We start from the raw sequence: 21,271 nt of genomic DNA, 5'->3' as shown, positions 1-21,271 counted from the left end.
CTGCCGCCCCTCCTCAGGACACCGGGGTGATGCCCGTCTCCGCCGCGTTGCGCGCCCGGCGCCGCTCCACCAGCCACACCAGGAAGACGCCCAGCTCGTAGCACATCAGCATGGGGCCAGCCATCAGCGACAGGTTCACCACGTCACCGGTGGGCGTGATGATGGCCGCGGCGATGAGGCAGAAGACGAACGCGTGCCGCTGGTACTTGAACAGCCAGCGCGACTGCACCACGCCCACGATGCCCAACAGCGCCATCACCAGCGGCAGCTCGAAGATGATGCCGAAGGCCAGGATGAGCAGCAGCACCAGCGACAACTGCTCGTGCATCGTCAGCATGGGCCGCGTCCACCGCTCCGCCTCGTGCCGCGCCTCGCCCGCCGACAGCTCCTTCTCCAGCTTCCACAGCCCCGACAGCTCCTCGCTGCGCGTGGGCGCCACGCCCGCCAAGAGGCTCGCCGCCTCGTCCATGGCCACCGACGCCGCCACGTAGTCCTGCTTGCCGTAGGCCGTCACCGCCGCGACCTTCTTCTCCACCGCCTGCCGCAACACCGCGCGCGACTGGACGCCGTAGCCGTCCGCCGCCGCGTCCAGCAGCCTGCCCAGGCCGTCCAGCCGCGACTTCAGCTCCACCGCCTGCGAGGGCGAGCGCGCGGGCTCGGTCAGCTGCCCCTCGCCTTCCGCGCGCAGCGACGCGCTGGTCTCCTTCGCGAGCACCCCCGCCCGCTCCGCGTCGCCCACGCGCAGGAAGCGCAGGGCGTCATCCGCGCGCAGCCGCGCCGTGTCCAGCCGCTGCTCCAGCGCGAGCGTCTCCTCCTCGTTGAGCAGGAACTTGAACATGGAGGGCAGCACCGCGAAGTAGCAGAAGCACGCGCCCAGGATGAACGCGAGCGAGCCGAACAGGACGAACGGCGCCGCGTACTTGCGCTCCTCCGGGAAGAGCCCCGGCGAGACGAAGCCCCAGATCTGCCAGAGGATGACGGGCGTGGTGAGGAACACGCCGCAGTACACGCCCACCTTCATGAGGACGTTCAGCTCCTCGATGCCGGACGTGTAGATGAGGGCGCGGTTGCCCTCCGGCAGCGCGTCCAGCACGGGCCGCATCAGCACGCCGAAGATGGGCTTGGCGAACAGCAGCGACACCAGGCCCAGCCCGAGCACGGCCAGGGTGCACTTGAGCAGCCGCGAGCGGAGCTCCGACAGGTGCTCCATCAAGCTCATCCGCAGCTCGGAGTCGGCGAGAGGCTGGGGACTCAGGGGTCAGCTCCGTTTCGGCGCGTTGCGCGCCACCGTTCCAGGCAGCGGCGCGAGTCGAGGCAGGCCATCCGCGCCCACGCTCTCGGTGGCGGCGGACGGGGAGGAAGAAGAAGCCGGCTCGGCGGGCTGCGGCTCGGGCGGCTGGAGGCCCGGCTGGGCCTCGGCGACGGGCTCGGGGACCATGGGGTGCTCGTCACCGTCCAGCCCCAGCGGGGCGCGGGCGCGAGGCGCCTCCTCGGAGGGCGGCTCGGCGCCGGGCTCCCCGGGCGCGGCGGCCTGGTGCAGCCCCTCGGGCGGCAGCGCCTGGGGCGCGGGCGAGGGCGGGAAGACGGGCGTGGGACGCACCGGAGGCGGAGGCTCGCGATTCAGGTCCTGGTCCATCGTGTAGAACTCGCGCTCCACCACGTTGCGAACCTCGTCCGTCTGGCGACGGAACTCCCGCATGAACTTGCCGATGGCACGCGCCAGCTCGGGCAACCGCTGCGGCCCGAGGATGAGCAGCGCGGCCACCGCGATGAGCACCATTTCGCCTGCGCCGATGTTGAACATGTCCTGACGGCTCTCCCCGAAGCAGCCCGGTTTATCGCGCCCCAGGCCCCCTGGCGCAACCGCTCGACGCTTCCGGACGTCCGCCCGACACCGTGGCCGGGGGACGGCCGGGCCCTTTCCAAGGGCCTGAGACTACTGGTGTGGGTGCGCCTGGGGAGACAGGGGGACGGCCAGCCCCTGGGAAGCAGGCACCGCCAGGGCGCGCGCCTGCTCCCGGGAGCGCACCTGCCGCTCCACCACCCACAACATCGGCGGCAGCGCCACCGTCAGGCCCATGCACACCCAGGCCACGCGCGTCATGCCGCCCAGGGTGCCGTCCGGCAGGTCCGTCAGGAGCTGCGCGCTGAGGAAGGCCCCCACCGCGGAGGCCATGTGCTGGATGGCGGACTGGAGCGACATGAAGCGCGCGCGCACCGGGTTGTCCGGCACGCGCGAGGTCAGCGTGTTGTAGGACACGTTGCGCACGCCCATGGCCGTCATGAAGAGCACGAAGAGCAGCGGAATCGGCAGCCAGCGCGGGTAGTCCACGAAGCCCACGTAGGTCGCCACCAGCAGCAGCACCGAGCCCGCCGTCCCCAGCCTGAAGGCGCCGTAGCGGTCCACCAGCGGCCCCGCCAGCCGCAGCGTGACGAAGCTGACGATGCCGCCCACGAAGTACGGGAACCAGAGCAGGTCACGCGGGTAGCCCAGGTTCTGCTGGAGGTAGGCGGAGATATTGGGGATGAGCACGAAGCCCGCCATCATCACCACCGCCGTCATGAGGTAGGACAGCTGCACCTCGCGGCGGCCGAGCAGCTCCAGCACGCCCACGCTCGGGGCCCGTCCGGTGGCACCCGTCAGGTGTCCGCGCATCGGCGGCAGGAAGAAGATGGCGCCCACCACCACGAGCAGGCCCAGCGCCGCGACGACGAAGAACGGCAGGCGCCAGCCGCCGTGCTCCGCCAGCTTCAGCGCCATGGGCACGCCCGCGACGGAGGCCACGGAGAACGCGCCCATCACCGCGCCCAGCGCGCGTCCGCGCCGCTCCACCGGAATCAGGTCCGCGATGATGGACAAGGACAGCGACGTGGCGGGCCCGCCGAAGATGCCCGCGGCCACCCGGGCGAGCATCAGCGTGGACAGCCCCGTGGCCAGCCCTCCCGCCGCCGTGGCCACCACCAGCCCCAGCATGGACACCGCCAGCGCCCGGCGCCGGTCATACCGGTCCAGGAAGTAGCCGCCCAACAGCCCCGCGACGCTGGCCGCCGCCGTGTACGCGCCGCCGATGGTGCCGATATGCGACGAGGCGATGCCCAGGCCCTTGGCGAAGTCGGGCCCCAGCGGCATCACCATCACGAAGTCCAGGATGTTGACGAACTGGACCGCGCCAATCAGGAAGACCACCCAGCGCTCGGACACCTGTCGCTCTGTCGGCATGTCCTCCTGTCCTTAAGCCATTCGCGGGCCGCGCGCACGGCTAGACACGGAAACGGCGCACCTCGCCCCGGAGGATCTCCGCCTGCCGCTGGAGGTTGTCGATGGCCTCCTCCAGCTGCTTGACGGAGCGTGTCTGGTGCTCGGAGACGCCCTTGATGGTCTCCACCGCCTTGAGCACCTGCTCGCTGCCCTTGGTCTGCTCCTTCTGGGCGCGGTTCAGGTGGGTCACCATCTCGTTGATGCTCTCGATGGAGCGGGTGATCTGCTTGCTGCCGTGCGCCTGCTCCTGGCTGCTGCGCTGCACGTGGGCGGTGAGCGTCTTCATCTTCTCCGCGCTCTTCATGATCTGCTCGCCGCCCTTGGCCTGCTCGTTGGAGGCCTTCGAAATCTGCTGCACCGTCTCGCTGATGCGGTGGATGGAGGCCGTGACCTGCTTGCTGCCGCGGGCCTGCTCCACGGTGGCACGGGCGATGGCCTTCACCATCTGCGTGGACTTCTGGGTGCTGTCGTTGATCTTCCGCAGCGCCCCTTCCGCCTCGCGGCCCAGCTGCACGCCCTCCTCCACGTTGCGCGCGCCCTGGTTCATCACCACCACGGCGTTGCGGCTCTCCTCCTGGATGCTGCGGATGAGCTCGGCGATCTCCTTGGTGGACGCGCCGGTGCGCTCGGCCAGGTCCTTGATCTCCTCCGCCACCACCGCGAAGCCCTTGCCGTGGTCGCCGGCCTGCGCGGCGATGATGGCCGCGTTGAGGGCGAGCAGGTTGGTCTGCTCGGCCACGTCGTCGATGACGTTGAGGATGTTGCCAATCTCGGAGATGCGCCGGCCCAGGCTGTCGATGACGTCCGCGGCGGCGCGGCTGGAGCCCTTGATGCGGTCGATGCCGGTGAGCGTCTTGCGCAGCGCCTCCACGCCCGTCTGCGCGTCGTCGAAGACCTGCTCGGACAGGCGCGCGGTCTCCTTGGCGTTGGCCTCCACCTGACCGATGGCCGCGTCCATCTGGCTGATGGCCGAGGACGTCTCCTCCGTGGAGGCGGACAGCTCCTGGATGTTCTTGGCGACCTCCTTGATGGAGAAGGTCATCTCTTCAATCGCGCTGGTGGTCTCCTCCACGCTGGCGGCCATGGCGGTGACGTTCTCCGCCACCTCGTCGTTGGTGGCGGCCATCTCCATGATGGAGGAGCTGCTCTCCTCGGCGCTCTGGTAGAGGACCTCCACGTTCTCCGCGATGCCGCGCAAGGACGCCATCATCTCCACCATGGAGGAGGACGTCTCCTCCACGCGGGCCTGGACGGTGCTGGCGCCCGAGGACACGGTGGTGCCGGTGCGGTGGATCTGCTCGATGACGCCGGCCACCACGTCCGACACACCGCGCACCCGGCCCAGCGTGTCGCGCCAGCTCTGGGCGATGCGGTTGAGCGCCTCGGCGAGCAGGCCCAGCTCGTCGCGCGAGCCCACGTCCACGCGGCCCGTCAGGTCCGCCTCCGCGAGCCTCCGCGCCATGGTCATCATCGCGTCCAGCGGCACCAGGATGAACGCGCGCGAGATGAAGAAGGCCACCACCAGGAAGAGCGCCAGGCCGATGCCGAACGCCAGCAGCACCACGTGCCGCAGCGAGGTGACGACCTCCTCCAGCGAGCTGAAGTTCACCGCCACCAGCACGTGAGCCGGCCCCTCGTGCAGGGACACCGGACGGACGCTGGCCTTGTTGCCGTTCTCGAAGACGGCGCCGTCCAGCGTGGCGGGGTCCTTCGACGGCTGCTCGCGCAGGTTGTTGAGCAGCCACCCCTCCGCGCTGGGGGGATGCACGGCCTGCACGCGGCCATCCGGGGTGATGAGGGCGATGAGCGCGAAGTCGTCGTCGCCGCCGTGGAGCGTCTCCAGGAGGGGCGGCAGGATGGTGAGGGAGAGGTTGGCCAGGTCACGCGACGCCTGGAGCGCCTTGTCGTCGCCGTGCTTCGTCAGGCGCGTCTCCAGGAAGTCCTCCACCCGGGACGGGACGACGAAGTAGAGCGTCCCGAGGATGAGGGCGAGCACCACGGCGAAGGAGCCGAGCAGGATGCTGCGCAGGCCGGGTTTCTTGAAGCGCGGAGCCAAGGCGGGCCACTGTAGGAATGGAAACACCGGCAGGGCAAGAACCGGGGTCAGGCCCCTCGGCCGCCCCTCCGCCCGGCGGGAGCCTGACATCCCCGCGCCTGGATGCGTAAGGTCCTACCCTGATGAAGCCCACCCTGCTGCTGACCGACCCCCTCTTCCTCAAGCACGACCCGGGAGAGGGCCACCCCGAGTCCCCCGCGCGCCTGCAGCGCATCCTCGGGGTGCTCGCGAGCACCCCCGTGCGGGGCACGGTGATGGGCTCGCCGCGCTCGGCGACGAACGAGGAGCTGTTGGCGGTGCACACCCCCGCCCTGCTCGAGCGCCTGCGCCAGCTCAACGGACACACCGCGCGCATCGACGCGGACACCGTCGTGTCCCCGGACAGCGTGGACGCGGCGAGGCTCGCGGCGGGCGCGGCGGTGCAGTCCGTGGAGGCGGTGATGGCGGGCCAGGCGCGCAACGCCTTCGCGCTGGTGCGTCCGCCGGGGCACCACGCGGAGCCGGACCGCGCCATGGGCTTCTGCCTCTTCAACAACGCGGCCATCGCCGCGGAGGCCGGGCGGCGGCTGGGCGCCGAGCGGGTGCTGGTGCTCGACTGGGACGTGCACCACGGCAACGGCACGCAGGCGGCGTTCTGGGGCCGGCGTGACGTGATGTACCAGTCGGTGCACCAGTTCCCCTACTACCCGGGCACCGGCGCTTCCCCCGAGGTAGGCCAGGGCGCGGGCGAGGGCTACACCGTCAACGTGGGCCTGCCGGGAGGCAACTCGGACGCGGACTACGGGATGCTCTTCGAGGAGCTGCTGCTCCCCGTGGCCGAGGCCTTCCGTCCCCAGCTGGTGGTGGTGTCCGCCGGGTTCGACCCGCATCAGCACGACCCGATTGGCGGCATGGACGTCACCGAGCGGGGCTTCGCGGCCATGTGCTCCTCGCTGCGCTCGCTCGCCGAGCGGGTCTGCGATGGCAGGCTCGTGCTGCTGCTCGAGGGCGGCTACTCGCTGGAGGGCCTCTCGCAGTCCGTGCACGCCTGCGTCGAGGTGCTCGCGGGCCGCTCCGACAGCTTCCCCACCGGCGACACGCACACCGACGCGCGGGAGGCGCTGCGTGAGAGCCGACAGGCGCTCAAGCCGTACTGGAGCGCGCTGTCCTAGTTCGCCTCGGCGGGTCTCCGGAGTCCTCCGCCTCGCGGCCCCGAGGGCTCCGGCGGCTTCGTCCGCGCCGGACGCTCACCCCGCTCCTCCGCCGAAGCGCGGGCGTCGTGGGACAGGCCGAGCATGAAGGCGAACATCAGGCCCAGCACCAGTTGCAGCGCGACCAGGAGGATGTCGAACACGCGCGCGTCGTCCCCCTGCCCCGGCACGCCGAGCAGCGCGAGGATGGCCCGCGTCCCGATGAACCCGGGCGCGAGCTGCAACAGGCCGGGCATGATGAGCGTGGATGAGAGCCGCTCGGGCATCCGTCCGTAGAGCTGACCCGCGATGCCCAGGATGAACGCGGAGACGAGTGGGCTGCCCCGGTCTCCCAGCACGCCCTTGGTGAGCTCCTGGATGCCCCACGCGAGCAGCACCGCGCCCACAATCCACGGCGTGTCGCGACGGCGCGCGGACATGCACACCGTGAGGGCCAGGCCGCCCACCGCGATGATGGGCAGCACCGCCGTGTGTGGCAGTGACTGCGCGCGGAGCTGGAGTGGCAGCGGCCCGAAGAAGCGCCACAGCGTGGCCGCGGCCATGATTCCCACCGCCAGCATCAAGAAGCGCAGCAGGCCATAGGTGAGCCGTGACAGGCCCGCCTCCACGGACTCTCCCACCAGCTCCGCCGAGCCCAGCGTCACCACCATCGCGGGCACCAGCAGCGTGATGCCCCCGAAGAGCGCCCGCGCCGCGTCGAACGACGGCAGGACGAACGTCAGCCCGAACGCGAGCAGCGTGCCGAGGAACGCGCCGAGGAAGCTCTTCTGCAGGTCCACGCGCATGGAGCGCAGCGTGCCGAAGTGGATGGCTCCCGCGAGCACGCCCACGACGAGCCCCGCCACCAGCTCCCAGAGGCCGCCTCCCACGCGCACGGCCACGGCGCCGCCGTACACGCCATAGGCGAGCAGCACGAGCCACTCGGGGTGGGCGGGATGCGGCGTCATGATGCGGTCCAGTTCGGCGCGCGCGCCCGGCACGTCGAGCCGCCCGCGGGCAATCGACTCCGACAGGAGCAGGAGCCCGGCGGCCCGGCGCAGGTTCCAGTGGGGATTGAAGGGCAGCCGCTGGATGTCGACACGGCGGGCCGCGCCGGAGCGCACCTCCGTCACCGCGAGCGTCTGCAGCGTGAAGACCTCCACCTCCAGCCCCCACGCCCTCGCCGCGCGACGCACGCGCTGCTCCACGCCGAAGGCCGGCACGTACGACAGGTGCAGCGCCCGCGCGAGGTCCAGGAGCACCGCCACCGTGGCGTCCTCGCTCGAGGGCATGTCGTCGGTTCGAGCGTCAGTCATGCGGGCACGGCCTCCCCTGGCATCGAACCATCGTCGCGGAGCGCACGCGTGCGAGGACTCCGACACCTGCTACTCGAGGTGAGCGCCCTCACGCTGGACGCACACCCCGCCCTCCAGGGTGACTCGACGGCTCGCTCGCCGCGACGCCCTCGGGCAGGCGGAGGACTCGCGACGGCCTGAGTCCAAGGGCATCGACGCCTGGGGCGAGCCCTTCACCGTCCGCCGGGCCCCGCTCGCGTTCAACCTGCGCGCCGACCCGCTGGTGCGCTCCGAGGACGCCGTCGGCTACCAGGCCTGGCTCATCGACCACGCGTTCTACTGCGTGCCCGCGCAGCAGGCCGTGGCCCGCTTCCTCTCGACGTTCCGCGAGTTCCCCCGCGCCAGCGCCCGTCGAGCTTCTCCGTGGACCAGGTGATGGAGAAGCTGGAGCAGGCCCCGTCCGGCCTGCACTGAGGAAGTGACGAGAAGGGCCCGCGCGCTCGACCTGGCGCGGGCCCGGTTCCTCATGCGTGCGGCGAGTCCCCTTCGGCAGAGGCCGCGAAGCGGGACACGGCCCCCAGCAGGCGCTCCACGTCCACGGGCTTGCGCAGGTAGTCGTCCACGCCGAGCGCAATCACCTCGCGCGCGCTCACGCCCTGGCCGGAGATGACCACCACGGGGATGGAGGCGAGCGAGGCGTCGGCGAGTTGCCGGTCCCGGAACTCCCAGCCGTTGCCGTCAGGCATCATCAGGTCCAACAGGATCACGTCCGGTCGCTCGCCTCGCCCGAGCAGCTCCAGCGCCTCGCGGCCTCCTCGGGCCAGGAGCACGCGGTGCCCCTCCAGCTCGAGCACGTCCTTGAAGGCCATCAGGATGTCCGGGTCGTCATCGACCGCCAGCACGCAGTTGAGCATGGTCGAGCCCCTCCTCCTGACTCAAGGTGAGGACGCGCGGCGCACACGTCATCACCCCCACGCCCGGGCCTCCCCCAAAGGCCGCCGCGCGTCGGCGTGACGACACCTCGCGCCCGTCATTCCCACCAGCCGGGCGAGGCGGCGCTCCAGCGTCCGTGGACTTCTGGCGGTTCCACCGGGCGACTTGGATTTGTGTCCCCCCTTCCTCTTCAACCATGCGAGAAGCACCCTCGCGGCCACCTCACGAGGAGACACCATGGCGGAGATGAGCTACCGGACGGCGCTGGTGACGGGCGCCTCGAGCGGATTGGGACGCGGACTGGCGCTCTGGCTGGCCCGGCGGGGCCTGCGCGTCTTCGCGGCGGGCCGGCGCGTCCCCCAGTTGCAGGCCCTGGCCGCCGAGGCCCAGGCCGCGGGCGCCACGGTGGAGCCCGTGGAGCTGGACGTCTCGCGCGCGGAGCCGCTCATGGAGAAGCTGCGCGAGCTCGACTCGGAGTGCGGCGGGCTGGACCTGGTCATCGCCAACGCGGGCGTCGGCGGCGTCACGCACGGCAAGCGGCTGGAGTGGGACAAGGTCCGCTCCATCATCGACACCAACGTCACGGGCGCGGTCGCCACGCTGACGGCGGTGTTGCCGAGCATGGTGGAGCGCCGGCGCGGTCACGTGGTGGGCATCTCCAGCCTCGCGGCGCACCGGGGGCTGGCGGGACACGCGGCCTACTCGGCGTCGAAGGCGTTCCTCGCCACGTTCATGGAGAGCCTGCGCGTGGACCTGGCGGGCACCGGCGTGTGCGTCACCTGCATCTTCCCGGGCTTCGTGAAGAGCGAGATGACCGCCGCCAACCACTTCCCCATGCCCTTCCTGATGGAGACGGACGCGGCCGTGGAGCTGATGGGCTCGGCCATCCTCCGCGGTGAGACGGAGGTCTCCTTCCCGTGGCAGCTGGCCATCCCGTCCAGGCTGGCGAAGGTGCTGCCCAACCCCCTCTTCGACGCGGCCGCCCGCCGGCTGCGCTGAGGTCCCATGTCCTCGACGACTCCTCCGTCCTTCGCCCAGCGCTTCGCCCGGCTCGCCGACGAGCGCTCGCCGTTCTGCCTCGGGGTCGACCCGTCGCGGGACCTGCTCAACCGCTGGGGACTGCCCGACACCGCGCAGGGCCTGTCCGACTTCTGCGAGCGCATCGCGGAGGCCGCCGGTGACAGCGTGGCGGTGGTGAAGCCGCAGAGCGCCTTCTTCGAGCGCCACGGCCCCGCGGGCCTCCAGGTGCTCCAGAAGCTGATGAAGCGCTTCCAGGCCGCGGGCTCGCTCGCGCTGCTGGACGTGAAGCGCGGCGACATCGGCTCCACGATGGACGCGTATGCCGAGTCGGTGTTCGGCCCGGACAGCGCCTACCAGGCGGACGCGGCCACGTTCACCGCGTACCTGGGGCTGGGCGCGCTGGTGAAGACGATTGAGCGGGCACGGGCGTCCGGCGCCTGCGCGTTCCTCGTCGTGCGCTCGTCGAACCCGGAGGGCACCTCGCTCCAGAAGTCGAAGGGCGAGGATGGACGCACGGTGGCCGAGGCGCTGGCGGACGGCCTGCGCGAGCTGAACGAGAAGGCGGGCCCGGGCGTGCTGCCCGCGGGCGCGGTGATGGGCGCCACGCTGCCGGACTCGGACCGGAGCGTCATCGAGCGGCTGGGCGGCGCGCTCCTGTTGACGCCGGGCATCGGCGCGCAGGGCGCGGGCTTCGACGACCTGAAGCGGCTGTTCGCAGGTCGCGAGGCGCAGGTCATCCCCACCGCCACGCGCTCGGTGCTCGAGGCGGGGCCGGAGGTCGGTGCGCTGCGCGCCGCGATTCTCCGCCACGTGGAGCCCGCGCGCCGCTTCCGCCAGGGCGCCTGAAACGACTCGGGCCCCGCGTCCTCCCGGAGGAGGCGCACGGGGCCCGGAGACTCGAAGCGGCCGTGACGGGCGCTACTGCGCGCCCATCATGAACTGGTCCACGTCGACGGTGTTCTTGTCGGGCACGGCGTCCTTCGGCTCGGTGCCCTTCTTGAAGAACATCAGCTCGGAGTTCTTCGAGCCGGCGGGGGCAATCTTCCCCGTCTTCTTGTCGATGTGCAGCCGGACCAGGTCCATGGACTGCCACGGGAAGAACTCCGACTGGGGCCGGCCCTCCAGCGCGCGCTTCATGTAGTTGAGCCAGATGGGCAGCGCCGCGCGGCCACCCGTCTCGTAGCGGCCGAGCGGATGCGGGTTCAAGTCGTAGCCCACCCACGCCACCGTCACGAGGTCGCGGGTGTACGCCGCGAACCACGCGTCGAACGAGTCGTTCGTCGTGCCCGTCTTGCCGGCCGCGGGCTTGCCCAGCCGCGTCGCCGGGCCACCCGTTCCCTGGAGCACCACGCCGCGCAGGAGGTGCGTGAGGATGAAGCCCACCTCCGGGCTCATCACCTGCTCACCGGGCTCGAACAGGCGCGCGTAGCCGGCGGCCACGCGGTCCTGCAGGGGCGCCCACGCGTCGTCGAACGCGGTGTGGTCCTCCAGCGTGCGGCCCCAGCGGTCCTCCACCTTGCGCACGAAGTACGTGGGCTTCTTGCGGCCGTAGCGGTTGAACGTCGCGTACGCGTTGGCCAGGTCCACCGGATACACGCACGACGAGCCGAGCGCCGCGGAGAAGTCCATGTTCATGGGCGTGGTGATGCCGAGCTTCGTGCTCCACGCCGCCATGTTCTTCACGCCCACCGCGCCGAAGGTCTTCACCGCGGGGATGTTCATCGAGTTCACCAGCGCCGTGCGCAAGAGCACGTCCCCCACGAACTCCTCGCTGTAGTTGGCCGGCTTCCAGGACACCTTGTTGTCCGGGTCGTGCTCGACGATGGGCGAGTCGACGATGACGGTGGCCTCCGACCAGTTGAGCTGCTCGAGCGCCGCCGAGTACACGAACGGCTTGAACGAGGAGCCCGGCTGACGGCACGCCTGGAAGGCGCGGTTGAACTCGTTGTCGTCGAAGTCGTAGCCGCCCACCATCGCCGTGAGGTACTGGCGGTGGGGGTCCACGGACACGAGCGCGCTCTGGGCCTCGGGCGTCTGCTCCAGCCGGAAGAGCTTCACGCCCTCGGCGGGGATGTCCTCGGCCAGCTTCTTGTCCCACTGCTCCTTGTCGTCGGTGAGGTCCTTCTTCGTCACGTGGCGCACCACGACCAGGTCGCCCACCGCGATGGCCTTCTTCACCGACGAAATCATCATCGCCGGGTAGTAGCCCTCCGGGTTCACCTTGCGCGCCCAGCGCATGCCCAGGAGCGGCAGCCGCGCCGTGTGCGGCCCCACCTGGATGTCCGCGCCCTTGCCGTCGTCATCAATCTTCGTGACGGCCGCCACGTACAGCCGCCCCTCCACGAGCTCGTCCTGGCCCATGGCCTTGCGCGACTTGTCGAGGAAGACCTTGAGCTCATCGGCCGTCAGCTGCTTCACCGGCCCGCGCCAGCCCTGGCGCTTGTCGACGGACAACAGGCCCTCCATCACCGCGTCCTGGGCGGCGCGCTGACGCTCGCTGTCCATGGTGGTGAAGATCTTCAGGCCCTCCTTGAGGAGCACCGGGTTGCCGTAACGGTCCACCACGTCCTTGCGGACCTGCTCGACGAAGTACGGGGCGAACTCGTGGAAGACGTCCTCCACGGGGAACACCTTCACCGCCTCCGCGTTGGCCGTGTCGTGCTCGGCCTGGGAGATCATGCCCTCGTTCAGCATGCGGCGCAGCACGTAGGCGCGGCGCTTCCTGGCCGCCTCCGGGCGCAGGAACGGCGAGTAGCGGCTGGGCGCCTGGGGCAGGCCCGCGATGAGCGTCATCTCCCCGAGCGTCAGGTCGCGCACGTCCTTGCGGTAGTAGTTCTCCGCCGCGCTCTGCACGCCGTAGCTGTGGTGCCCGAGGAAGACGTTGTTCAGGTAGAGGTAGAGGATCTCCTCCTTGGTCAGCGACTGCTCCAGCCGGAGCGCGAGGATGGCCTCGCGAATCTTGCGGGTGAGCGTCTTGGCCGTGGCGGACTTGTAGCCCTCGGCGGAGATGAGCACCGCCTTGGCGGTCTGCTGCGTCAGGGTGGAGCCACCCTGGATGCCGCCGGAGCGCAGGCCCAGCTTGGAGCCGATGGTCTTGAACGCCGCGCGCGCGGTGCCCAGCACGTCCACGCCGAAGTGGTCGAAGAAGCTGGAGTCCTCGCTGGCGATGAAGGCCTGGACCAGGCGCTTCGGAATCCGCTCGTAGGGCACCACCTTGCGCCGCTCGTTGTAGAACTCGCCGGCCAGCACCGCGTCGTCGGTGTAGACCTCCGTGACGATGGGCGGCCAGTACTCGTCCACCTTGGGGATGGCGGGCAGTCCGTCCGCGTACACGTAGTAGATGGCGACCAGGCCCACCGCGCCCGCCGTCGCACCCGTCAGCGCCAGCCACCCACCCAGCTTCAGCAGCACCTTCCACCAGCGGCCCGGGGGGACCCCCTTCAGCACCAGCTTCGAGCGGCTGCGGTCAGTCGTCTTGGAGTCGGACATACGTGTTTCGAAACCTCGCGGGCTTCCAATGCCTCAGGGCAGCAGTGCGGCCCGCTTGAGCACGTCTCGGAGCTCGGGTGGGAGGGGGGCCTCCACGGCCACCTTGCCCCCGCCCTCCGGGTGGGGAAATTCGATGCGCTCGGCGTGCAGGAACAACCGCTTGAGCCCCCAGCGCGCCTGCACGTCGCGGTTGAAGGCGAAGTCGCCGTATTTCTTGTCGCCGACCACGGGGTGCCCGATGGCCGCCAGGTGCCTTCTTATCTGATGGGTGCGCCCGGTCTCGATGGCGCAGGACAGGAGCGCCACCTCGCCAGACTGCTTGACGACCTTCCACCGGGTGAGGGCCTCCTGCATGTTCACCCCGCGGCGGGCCTTGGACTCGGCCGTCTGCTGGTGCTCCGACAGGGGCAGGTCGATGACGCCGGACTCCTTGGGCATCTTCCCCTTCACCAGGGTGAGGTAGCGCTTCTTGGAGAGCCCGTGGGTGAAGACCTCCGTGAAGTGCACCATCGCCGGGCGCCGCTTGGCGACGAGGATGACGCCGGAGGTCTCCCGGTCCAGCCGGTGGGCGGGGGACGCGGTGAAGTCGTTGCGGACGGCCTTGGGCCCCAGGTAGGCGCGCACGTAGTCCACCAGCGTGCCCCCCGTGATTCCGGAGCCGGTATGGACGGCCATCCCGCTGGGCTTGTCCACCGCCATCAGCCAATCGTCCTCTCTGAGAATCACCAGCCGGCTGGGGTCCACCGGCGGGGGCGGACGGTCCACTTTCGGACGGTCCTCCCCCTTGAGCGTCTGCTCGTCGCCCCGGATGGTGAGCACGTCTCCTTCGGCGAGCAACTGCTCGGGCTGGGCGCGCTTCCCGTTCACCCGCACCTTCTTGGTGCGAATCATCTTGAACAGGTGGCTGACGGGAACGGTGGGAAGGCGCTTGCGCAGGTGCTTGTCCAGGCGCATCCCGGCGGTGTCGGTCTCGATTCGGTACTCGATCATTTGTGCTGGCGCGCGGACCAGACCATACGAATAATCCCCGGTCCATGCCGAAAGCCCCCAGTATCGAGAAGCTCCTCCAGAACGGGTCGGCCGAGTGGAACCGACTGCGCAAGGGCGGTCAGGTCCCGACCGAGCACACTGGCGCCACCTTCACGCAACTTTTCTCCGCGAACGCGGACCTGTCGGGCCTCGGGCTCGTGGGCTCCGAGTGGGAGCGGTGCGATCTGTCCAAAATCAACTTCCGGGACTCGGACCTGTCGAACGCCTATTTCCACGGCGGACGGCTGCAGGACTGTGACTTCCGGGGTGCGAACCTCGAGGGCGCGACCTTCGAGAAGCTGAAGCTCTTGCGCTGCGACTTCACGGGCGCCAAGGGTCTGGATGACCTGGAGATGGACGACGTGGACATGGACCGCGTCGTCGGTCTGGACGGTGAGGAGGCCCCGCCTCCGCCGCCTCCGCCGGCCCAGGGAATCACGGCGTTCACCCGCGAACAGCGGGAGAAGGCGCTCGGGGTGCAGGCCTCGGCGCTGCTACAGGGTGAGCCCGCGCAGGAGGAGCTGCCGCCGTTCAAGCCGCAGGACCCGCCCGGCTCGTTGTTCTTCCGGGGCCTGAAGCGCCTGGCGATGCCCCCGTTGTGGGTGTTGGACGTGCCGGGCTTGAGGCCGCTGGTGCCGCAGCGGATGCCGCCGGGCAGCTCGCTGGAGACGCTCTACCGCGAGGCGGTGAAGACGCGGCTGGAGAACAAGAAGCCGCTGGCGGACAGCTCGGTGGTGGAGAAGGCGCAGAAGGCGCTGCACCTGGGCGCGAAGGACGCGGCGGTGGGCGCCATGTACCTGCGCGAGGTGGGCGTGGTGCCGCTGTTCCGCTTCTCCGCGGCGCAGGTGCTGAAGAAGGCGCTGCGCGAGGAGGTGGAGGTGGATGACCTGACGGGCTCCATCGACCCGCGGACGACAGGCGCGCTCCTGGAGCTGCGGCTGACGCACGAGGTGGTGGAGCACCTGCCGGTGGCGCGGCAGCGGCTGGCGGCGACGCAGCTGTACACGGCGCTCCTGGAGGCGGGCTTCAACCCGGAGAACAACTGGGACGAGGCGCTGGAGTCGAGCGAGTTCTCGATGCAGCTGGCGCGTGAGGCGACGGGCGAGGACCGTGACGCGCTGTTCGAGGGCTTCCAGGTCTTCTCGGCGCTGCCCGAGGAGGCGCGGCTGCGCCGGCTGGCGTACCTGGCCGAGTCGGTGACCAACCTGGAGCTGGTGAGCCGGCTGCCGGAGGGGATGGAGCCGTCGTGGCTGAACGGCCCGGAGACGCGCGAGTGCGACAACCGGGAGATGACGTACGTGCAGTCGCTGAAGGCGGAGGACATCCCGACCAAGGTGGCGGCGCTGGCGAAGGCGGAGCTCGGCGTGCCCGAGGGCGAGGTGCCCGAGGAGAGCGACGGGGACCTGTTCATCCACCTGCGCTGTGACGTGTGTGGCAAGGAGAAGCTCATCGTCCAATCGCCGGAGGAGTGACGGCGCGTTGCACGGTGTGAGCCCTCGGGGCCGCTGGGGTTCCCTTTTCGGGACCTGGCGGCCCCGCGGTGTTTGTGGCGCACGGTTGACGGTGCGCGCGCGGCTCGCACACGCTCGGGGGATGGTCGACGACGCTCGGGTGTCGGCGGTGCCGCTGGATGGATGGTCCAAGTGGGGACTGATGGCGCAGTTGCTGCTCGCCGTCGTCCTGTTCGCAGCCGTGCCCTACGCGATGTCGATGGTGCCCTTCGAGCGCATCTACGTCGACGGGCCCTACAAGGCTCCGCACAGGGAGGACCCGATGTTCCCCGTGCGATGGTGGCTCATCGCGATTGGGTCCTGGGTTCCATTCCTCTCGATGCTGTTCGCAATCCTCGCCTGGAGAAAGCGGCACACGCACCTGGGGCTCGCGCTGCTGCAAGCATGGACTGAGCGAGCCGCCGCCCACGCCCGTCCGAAGGGTCCGCAGGCGACCAGGCGGAAGCTCTCCGCGAGGTGGTCACGAGCAAGCGATGTGATGCCCAGCTTGTCCATGACATCCGGGGGAGGCACCAGCATGCTGGCGGTCCAGCACAAGACGGTGGACGTGGATGGCCTCGAGATCTTCTACCGCGAGGCAGGGCCCGAGGATGCGCCGGTGGTGCTGCTTCCCCACGGCTATCCGTGCTCGTCCTTCCAGTTCCGCAACCTGCTGCCCGAGCTCTCGGATTCGTGGCGATTGATTGCGCCGGACGCTCCGGGCTTCGGCTACAGCGCGACGCCGTCACCCCGGCGGTTCAGCTACACGTTCGATGGGTACGCACGCTTCCTCGAGCGCTTTGTGGAGACACTGGGGCTCACGCGCTACGCGCTGTACCTGCATGACTACGGCTCACAGTTCGGCTTCCGCCTCGCGCTGCGCGCACCGGAGCGTGTCGCCGCGCTCATCATCCAGAACGGCGACATCTACGAGGACCAGTTCGGCCCCAAGTACCGGATGCTGAAGGAGCAGTGGGCGAACCCCACACCGGAGGGCCTCAGGAAGCTGGTGGCCGCGGTGAGCGAGGAGGGCTTCAAGGACGAGTTCATCGGCGAGATTCCCGAGCACCTCGTCGACCGCATCAGCCCGGACCTGTGGACACTCCACTGGGCGCTGGTGCAGCGCTTCGACCGTCGCATGAACCTGGTCCACCTGCTGGAGGACCAACGTACGACGCTCGCGTGGATGCCGCGCTATCAGGCGTACCTGCGTGAGCACCGCCCGCCCACGCTGGTCCTGTGGGGACCGCACGACGGCTACATGCCCGAGGGCGCGGGCCACGCTTACCTGCGCGACGTGACGGACGCGGAGCTGCACATGCTCGACGCGGGACACTGGGCGCTGGAGACGCACCTGAACGAAATCGCCTTCCACATGCGGCGCTTCCTCCAGCGCGTGCATCTGTCCCACGCGGCGAGCACGACCTGGGTCACCTGAGCAGCAGCGGCCCCAACCTCACATGATGCGTCGATGGGCCTCGATGACCCGGAGCGCCCAGGCACGTGCTTCGTGACCTGCCTGCGGGAAATCGAAGCGACCTTCGTCGATGAGGCGAACGAGGTGCTCATCGCGTGCAACCAGGTGCGGAACCTGCCAGGGAAACCCGAGCGCTGTATAACCCCGCTCCGCGTAGTCCTCGTGTGAGAGGAGCGCCTCCAGGTAGCGCGCGTACAGGTCGAAGAAGCGGTCCACTGTCGAGGCGAGCGGCATGACGACCGGCCCATCGAGTTCGTAGTTGCTCACCTCGACGACAGGCTGACATCCCTGCGCGTCCGCGAGACCAGGAACTGTCGCGAAGTAGTACGCCAGAGAGGCTTCACCACCGAAGACGCAGACCGACAAACCCAGTCGCTCCTGCCAACTCTCGCGCCACCACTGGTTCTTTTCCTCGAGCTGGTTCTCCTCGTCGTTGACGCGGAGCAGATAGACGTCCTCCGCGAACCTCGCGCTGCCAGACCGCGCATAGAAGGCCGCCAGCAGCGGGTCCAGGACATGTCCGGCGACACGGTGTCCCTCCCGGAGTGGATGCCGGGCGGGAGGCGTCAGCAGCATCTCGAGCGATGCCTGTCTGCACACGGCGAGCAACCGGTCGAATCCAGGCAGTGCGGGCTGCGTCATCGTCTAGCTCCCACTCAGTTCACCATCGGGAAGCGAGCCCTCAGCGCTTCGAGCGCCGCCTGCTCCGCCCGTTCGATGAGGACCTGCTCTCCTCGGGGGACATCGACACGGTGGTACCAGGACTCGAAATGCGAGTCGATGACCCTCGTCGCCGCTTCGACCTCGTCACGCGTCGCGGTGCGATGCGCTGTCCGAAACTTCGTCCAGAGTCGGCTGACCCGCTCGTGAATGAAGTCCTGGACCACGGCGAGCCGACTCGATGCATTGATGTCCTCGGCAGGGAACAAATGTGCGTATTCCAGGGGGCGCCGATGATGGACCGGGTAGCGCTCGGGGAACGCATCCATGGTGGCGGCCAGGTCGGGGTGGACCTTCTTGTAGGCGGCTCGCGCGGCCTTTCGCAGTCCGTGCTTCTCGCCCAGGTCGAGCGGCGTAGACGCCAGCTTCTCGATGCGGGCCATGAGCGCGCGCAGCTCACTGCGTTCGCTGGTGGTGAGAGCCCGCTCCCCTTCGAGTTGGACCTTCGCCCACAATCGCTCGAAAGCACGGCCCTCGCTCTGGGGAACACGGGACAACATCGTCCGCAGCCAGCCGCTCGCAGCCTCTTTGCCTTGCTGGAGCGCCTTGCGAACGACACCACCGCCACGCACGGCGAGGATGCCAGCTCCCTTGATGGCGATGGCGCCCACGTACCAGAGCGCCAGTTCCTGCACGCCCCGCTGCGCCAACCAGGTGAAACCATCCGAGACGCCTTGGCGCCACCGTCGCAAGATGTCTTCGTGCATCGCACGGTATTCGGCCGCGACCTCTGGCTCGAGTCCCTGCGGCGGCGTGAAATCGACGACTCGCGCGGACTCCACCCACCCTCCGCCGTCCCCTTGCGCCAACCGGATTCCAAACCGGACGGTGCGCTCCCCCAGGCCCTCCTGAAACGCTCGAGCCAGCCGCCCCACTTCATGAGCAAGCCGAGGCGGTACCCCTGAGGAGCTGCCTGCTCCACTCCGAGTCACATGGAAGCGGTGCAACTCCCACTGCGCCAGGCGACCGTCTTCTAGCGCCGCGTCAGCCTCCAGCCAGGCCTCACCACTCCGGGGAGCCCCCACCCCGGCCAGAAGGCGCGCCAGTTCCTCTGGAACAGCATCGCGTTCAGCATCGTCTCCCCAATGCACTGGGAGCGTCCTGGCCTCGGGCGGTCGCTCCGCGTGTCGATGGAACGCATAGTCCACCCGCCACTCGGCCTCGTCCCGATGCAGCGACAACACCACCTGACCCGTGCGCTCCATGCCGTAGCCAGCAAGCACGTCTCTCAGCGCAGCTTTCGTGTCCGCCAAGGAAACCGGACGTCCACGGAGCCCGGTTCGCTCGCGCGACTCATAACTCGTCCAGGTCAGAGCACCTCGCTCCAACCAGAACGTCAGCGTCAGATGGGCCCCTACCGAGCCGATGTCGGCAACAGCCGCTCCCACCTGTTCGACAACCCGAGAGACCTCTGCCTCGGAGGCCCGCCGCATCGCGGTCTCGTCCTCTGGCGAGAGGGCGCCACGTCCCAGCCAGACACCTCCGCCAGAACCCGCGGAGGTCGTCGCACAACCCGCTACCGAAAGAGCGATGGCGAGCAGCAGCCACATGCCGCCTACCGGAACGACTGCCACCCCGCGTCGCGGCGAATCGAGCATTTCCTCTCCATGAAATGACGGGCACCGCATCGCATCACGCCCGAACTCCACTCCGGGCGATACGACAAGAACCAGAGCGCGTTCGTAGCGCTTATCGCTCGGGCAACACGTACGTCACCGGCTTCGGCAGCATCACGCGGACTTCATCCCCCGCGCGGATGACGCCGGGCCGGTCCACCCAGGCCACGAGCCCCCGCTTCTCCCACGCGGCCTTCACGAAGCGGCTCGCGAGCTTCTCCTTGTCTGGATGGTGCTCGCCAATCACCTTGCCCGGCCCGATACAGGGCTCGTTCTCCCCCTCCACCGCCAGCACCGCGTCCTCGGGGAAGAAGATGCGCGAGCCCGGCGGCAGGAACGTCAGCCGGGGGATGCCCACCAGCTCCAGATTGGCCCCCAGCCAGGACGCCAGGACCTTCGGGATGCCGAGCGTCTGGGCCACCACCGCCAGCTCCTCCGTCGACACCAGCGACAGCTGCCGCGTGTTCCGGATGGGCGTCCCCTTCGGGTACCACGGCGTACGCACGTCCGCCGGCCGCGTGTGTCCCGCGTGCCTGTCCCCGTCGATGCCCTCGAACGTCACGCGCACCTCCGCCAGCTCGCGCGTGACGAAGGTCTTCTTCTCGGTGCACACCAGGACTCGGACCGCGCGGCCGAAGAGCTGCGGAGACGGAGGCATGCCCCTCTTCTACTCCGCTCCCCGCCGTTTCACAGCAACGCGAGCTGCTGCGGCTTGCCCCCGAGCGGCCGGGCATCCACCCCGTCGTCCCGCAGCGCCTGCGCCAGCTCCTCCGCGAAGCCGAAGCACGTAATCACCTCGCTCGCCCCCGTCGCCTTCACGTACGCCTTCAACGACGGGAAGTCCGCGTGGTCCGACACCGGGAACGCCACGTCCGCGCCGTAGCGCCGCGCCGCCCCCGGGTCCATCGCCCACCCCGTCAACACCGCCGTCCCCCGAGGCCACAGGTGCGCCAGCGCCCCACCTCGCGCCTGGTGCGGCGGGAAGAACAGCACCTCGCCCGGCTCCACCGTCCCCGTGTAGCAGCGCAGGTTTTCAATCGGCACCCCCAGCTCTCCGTAGAGCCGGGCCACCTCGTAGATGGACGGGTGCGCCACCAGCGAGAACCCCCGGCCCGCGAGGAACTTCATCGACTCCTGGCTCTTGCCCAGCGGATACCCGAGCACCACCGGCACCGCGCCCCGCTCGAGCTGCCGACGCACCCACGCCTCCACCTGCCCCATCACCTCGTCACGCGGCGGGAAGCGATAGCGCGGATGCCCGAAGGTCGACTCGATGACCAGCGTGTCGCACTCGGCCACCTCCGTCGCCTCGGCCGTCAGCGACGGCACCACGTTCAAGTCCCCCGTGTAGACCACGCGCCGACCATCCGAGCGGATGACCCGCAGCTGCGCGCTGCCCAGGATGTGCCCCGCTGGCAGCAGCTCCAACACCAACGGCCCCAGCTCGAACGGCCGACGGTACGGCGCGGCCAGGGGCGCGCTCACCGGCCCCAGCCGGTGCTCCATGAAGCGCAGCGTCGCCGCCGTGGCGATGGTGCGCTCATGCCGGGCGATGTGGTCCGAATGCCCATGGCTCACGAAGCACAACGGCGACTTGCGCTTCGCGTCCAGCGACAGGAGGGTGCCCGTCAGGTGCATCCCGTTTCGACGCAGCTCCACACTCATGGGAAGGCTCGCGGATATAGCGCGTCACGGGCCCGGCGCGCCGCTTCTCTTCG

General features: G+C 69.6%; 18 protein-coding genes. 6 read left to right on the top strand and 12 right to left on the bottom strand.

Features of this window, described 5'->3' with window-relative positions:
- Positions 1-13 precede the first annotated feature (13 nt).
- The 4 genes from tatC to OWM54_RS30160 form a co-directional block, all read right to left on the bottom strand.
- The gene (tatC, locus tag OWM54_RS30175; RefSeq protein WP_267699730.1) at positions 14-1,219 is read right to left on the bottom strand and encodes a twin-arginine translocase subunit TatC; all 1,206 of its coding nucleotides are present in this window, start codon (positions 1,217-1,219) and stop codon (positions 14-16) included.
- Positions 1,220-1,258: 39 nt separating this feature from the next.
- Positions 1,259-1,804, bottom strand: a complete 546-nt coding sequence (gene tatB / locus OWM54_RS30170) for a Sec-independent protein translocase protein TatB (RefSeq protein ID WP_267699729.1) — start codon at positions 1,802-1,804, stop codon at positions 1,259-1,261.
- Positions 1,805-1,936: 132 nt separating this feature from the next.
- On the bottom strand, positions 1,937-3,220 hold the full coding sequence (locus OWM54_RS30165; protein ID WP_223748511.1) for an MFS transporter: 1,284 nt from the start codon (positions 3,218-3,220) through the stop codon (positions 1,937-1,939).
- 40 nt (positions 3,221-3,260) lie between these two features.
- Positions 3,261-5,315 carry a HAMP domain-containing methyl-accepting chemotaxis protein gene (locus OWM54_RS30160; protein ID WP_223781679.1) on the bottom strand — a complete coding sequence of 685 codons (2,055 nt, stop codon included), beginning with the start codon at positions 5,313-5,315 and terminating at the stop codon, positions 3,261-3,263.
- A 122-nt stretch (positions 5,316-5,437) separates the two neighbouring features.
- Between OWM54_RS30160 and OWM54_RS30155 the strand changes: the two genes are divergently transcribed.
- Positions 5,438-6,466 carry a histone deacetylase gene (locus OWM54_RS30155; RefSeq protein WP_267699728.1) on the top strand — a complete coding sequence of 343 codons (1,029 nt, stop codon included), beginning with the start codon at positions 5,438-5,440 and terminating at the stop codon, positions 6,464-6,466.
- Here the strand turns inward: OWM54_RS30155 and OWM54_RS30150 are convergent.
- Positions 6,463-7,800 carry a threonine/serine ThrE exporter family protein gene (locus OWM54_RS30150; RefSeq protein WP_223781677.1) on the bottom strand — a complete coding sequence of 446 codons (1,338 nt, stop codon included), beginning with the start codon at positions 7,798-7,800 and terminating at the stop codon, positions 6,463-6,465. The genes OWM54_RS30155 and OWM54_RS30150 overlap by 4 nt on opposite strands.
- 118 nt (positions 7,801-7,918) lie before the next feature.
- On the opposite strand from OWM54_RS30150, the gene OWM54_RS30145 reads away from it, so the two are divergent.
- Positions 7,919-8,215: a hypothetical protein gene (locus OWM54_RS30145; RefSeq protein ID WP_267699727.1), complete on the top strand. Its 297-nt coding sequence runs from the start codon at positions 7,919-7,921 to the stop codon at positions 8,213-8,215.
- Between the two features lie 88 nt (positions 8,216-8,303).
- On the opposite strand, the gene OWM54_RS30140 is transcribed toward OWM54_RS30145, so the two are convergent.
- Entirely contained in the window at positions 8,304-8,693 is a 390-nt protein-coding gene (locus tag OWM54_RS30140) for a response regulator (RefSeq protein ID WP_223748506.1), read from the bottom strand.
- A gap of 256 nt (positions 8,694-8,949) precedes the next feature.
- Here OWM54_RS30140 and OWM54_RS30135 point away from each other — a divergent pair, with 256 nt between their 5' ends.
- Both OWM54_RS30135 and pyrF read left to right on the top strand, forming a co-directional pair.
- On the top strand, positions 8,950-9,711 hold the full coding sequence (locus tag OWM54_RS30135) for an SDR family NAD(P)-dependent oxidoreductase (protein ID WP_223748505.1): 762 nt from the start codon (positions 8,950-8,952) through the stop codon (positions 9,709-9,711).
- 6 nt (positions 9,712-9,717) lie between these two features.
- Positions 9,718-10,578: an orotidine-5'-phosphate decarboxylase gene (gene pyrF / locus OWM54_RS30130; RefSeq protein ID WP_267699726.1), complete on the top strand. Its 861-nt coding sequence runs from the start codon at positions 9,718-9,720 to the stop codon at positions 10,576-10,578.
- Between the two features lie 72 nt (positions 10,579-10,650).
- Here the strand turns inward: pyrF and OWM54_RS30125 are convergent, their stop codons facing one another.
- Positions 10,651-13,221: a penicillin-binding protein 1A gene (locus OWM54_RS30125; RefSeq protein ID WP_267699725.1), complete on the bottom strand. Its 2,571-nt coding sequence runs from the start codon at positions 13,219-13,221 to the stop codon at positions 10,651-10,653.
- A gap of 33 nt (positions 13,222-13,254) precedes the next feature.
- Positions 13,255-14,211, bottom strand: coding sequence for an RluA family pseudouridine synthase (locus tag OWM54_RS30120; RefSeq protein ID WP_074950880.1), 957 nt, complete (start codon positions 14,209-14,211; stop codon positions 13,255-13,257).
- 44 nt (positions 14,212-14,255) lie between these two features.
- Here OWM54_RS30120 and OWM54_RS30115 point away from each other — a divergent pair, with 44 nt between their 5' ends.
- A complete protein-coding gene (locus OWM54_RS30115; RefSeq protein ID WP_223781674.1) occupies positions 14,256-15,722 on the top strand; it encodes a pentapeptide repeat-containing protein in 1,467 nt (488 codons plus the stop codon).
- Between the two features lie 121 nt (positions 15,723-15,843).
- Positions 15,844-17,178, top strand: a complete 1,335-nt coding sequence (locus tag OWM54_RS30110) for an alpha/beta fold hydrolase (RefSeq protein WP_267699724.1) — start codon at positions 15,844-15,846, stop codon at positions 17,176-17,178.
- Between the two features lie 18 nt (positions 17,179-17,196).
- Here OWM54_RS30110 and OWM54_RS30105 read toward each other — a convergent pair whose 3' ends face one another.
- The 4 genes from OWM54_RS30105 to OWM54_RS30090 form a co-directional block, all read right to left on the bottom strand.
- Positions 17,197-17,859: a hypothetical protein gene (locus OWM54_RS30105; protein WP_267699723.1), complete on the bottom strand. Its 663-nt coding sequence runs from the start codon at positions 17,857-17,859 to the stop codon at positions 17,197-17,199.
- A gap of 14 nt (positions 17,860-17,873) precedes the next feature.
- The gene (locus OWM54_RS30100) at positions 17,874-19,535 is read right to left on the bottom strand and encodes a hypothetical protein (RefSeq protein ID WP_267699722.1); all 1,662 of its coding nucleotides are present in this window, start codon (positions 19,533-19,535) and stop codon (positions 17,874-17,876) included.
- Positions 19,536-19,626: 91 nt separating this feature from the next.
- Positions 19,627-20,211: an MOSC domain-containing protein gene (locus OWM54_RS30095; protein WP_267699721.1), complete on the bottom strand. Its 585-nt coding sequence runs from the start codon at positions 20,209-20,211 to the stop codon at positions 19,627-19,629.
- Positions 20,212-20,240: 29 nt separating this feature from the next.
- Positions 20,241-21,218, bottom strand: a complete 978-nt coding sequence (locus OWM54_RS30090) for an MBL fold metallo-hydrolase (RefSeq protein ID WP_141327351.1) — start codon at positions 21,216-21,218, stop codon at positions 20,241-20,243.
- Between the last annotated feature and the right edge of the window lie 53 nt (positions 21,219-21,271).

It is taken from the genome of Myxococcus sp. MISCRS1, from assembly GCF_026626605.1.
GTDB classification, from domain to species: domain Bacteria; phylum Myxococcota; class Myxococcia; order Myxococcales; family Myxococcaceae; genus Myxococcus; species Myxococcus fulvus.
Note: the sequence above shows the minus strand (reverse complement) of the source record. Positions and strands in the feature narration are given on the sequence as shown.